Here is a 1758-nt window from a genome sequence, read left to right as displayed (position 1 = left end):
GCCCCTGCCCCTCCACCCCAGGTCTCCCGGCGCCGGGTGCGGAGGCCGGCTACTACGAGCCGACGCGGCCCATAGCGGGATCGCTGGCCGCGCTGCTGCCCTACCTGGCCGCCGCCGTCTGCACCCTGGGCATCCTCTACAACGTCCTGGCCGGCCGCAGCGTGGACCAGGTCGTGCTGCTCACCGCGGGTGCCGTGGTCCTGGCGCTGCTCGTCCGGCAGGGCATCATGCTGATGGACAACATGGCGCTCACCCAGAAGCTGGCCGAGAAGGAGAACCACTTCCGGTCCCTGGTGCAGGGCTCCAGCGACGTCATCATGATCGCGGCGCCGACCGGCCGCCTGAAGTACGTCAGCGACGCCTCCCAGGGCGTCTACGGCCTCCGTCCGCAGGAGCTGGTCGGCCGTGAGCTGGCGGCGCTGATCCACCCCGAGGACCTGCCGGGCGTCCTGCACGAGCTGCGCCGCTTCCTGGCCGCCGGCCCTCCCGCCGACCCCACCACCCGGATCGAGTACCGGTTCCGGTCCGGCGGCGGAGGCTGGCTCAACGTCGAATCGACGGTCAACCGGCACCAGGGCGGCCTCATCCTCAACAGCCGGGACGTCACCGAACGCGTCCGCCTGCAGGCCCAGTTGCAGCACAACGCGGAACACGACCCGCTCACCGACCTGCCCAACCGGGCCCTGTTCACCCGGCGCGTCGGGCAGGCGCTCGCCGGCCGCCGGACCTCCGACCAGGGCACCGCGGTGCTCTTCATCGACCTCGACGGCTTCAAGGCGGTCAACGACACCATCGGCCACCAGGCCGGGGACGAGCTCCTGGTCCAGGCGGCCCGCCGGCTGCACGAGGCCGTGCGCAAGGGCGACACCGCCGCCCGGCTCGGCGGGGACGAGTTCGCCGCGCTGATCATCGGAGACGGCGTCAGCGACCGGGCCGCCCGCGAGCGGCACATCGTGGAACTGGCCGACCGGCTGCGGCTGCGGCTCTCCCAGCCGTACGACATCGAGGGCAACGACGTCCGGGTGGCCGCCTCCATCGGCGTCGCCTTCGCGGAGCCGGGCCTCGGCGCGGGCGAACTCCTGCGCAACGCGGACCTGGCGATGTACCGGGCCAAGGCGGCCGGCAAGGACCGGGTCGAGCTGTACGCGCCCCAGATGCAGCAGGACGTGGTGCGCCGGGCCGAGGTCGCCGCCCGGCTGCGCACCGCCCTGCACCGCAAGGAGTTCGCGCTCCTGCACCAGCCGGTGGTGGCGCTGTCCGACGGCCGGATCACGGCCCTGTCGGCGCAGGCCCGCTGGCGGTCGGGGCAGGGCTCGCTCTTCACCCCCGCGGAGTTCCTGCGGGTCGCCGAGGAGGGCGACCGGACGGCGGCGCTCGGCCGCTGGATGCTGGAGGAGGCCGTCGTCCAGGCCGCCGACCGGTCCCGCGCCGGCCTGCGCACGTCGGTCGCGGTCCGCATGGCGGCCCGGCGCCTGCTGGACCGGTCGCAGACGACGCTCACCTCCATAGAGGAACTGCTGACCCGGCACGGGCTCGCGCCCGGGTCCCTGATGATCGAGCTCACCCAGCTCGGACCCGGCATCGCCCTGGACGAGCTGGAGAGCCGGCTGAAGGTGCTGCGCCGCCTCGGCGTCCGCTTCGCCCTGGACGGCTTCGGCACGGGCTTCGGCGGCGTCACGGCGCTGCGGCGCCTGCCGGTGGAGGTCATCAAGCTCGACCATGCTCCGGTCGAGCTTGATGACCTCCACCGGCAGGCGC

Annotated in this window: 1 protein-coding gene; it reads left to right on the top strand. The window is 73.6% G+C overall.

Going from position 1 to position 1758, the window contains the following annotated elements; all coding sequences use genetic code 11:
- A partial coding sequence (locus ACOV8S_RS13705) for a putative bifunctional diguanylate cyclase/phosphodiesterase (protein ID WP_448318851.1) occupies nt 1-1758 on the top strand: 1758 nt, incomplete at both ends.

This window comes from Streptomyces sp. CO7 (assembly GCF_053474865.1).
This window is presented reverse-complemented; position numbering and strand designations above follow the sequence as displayed.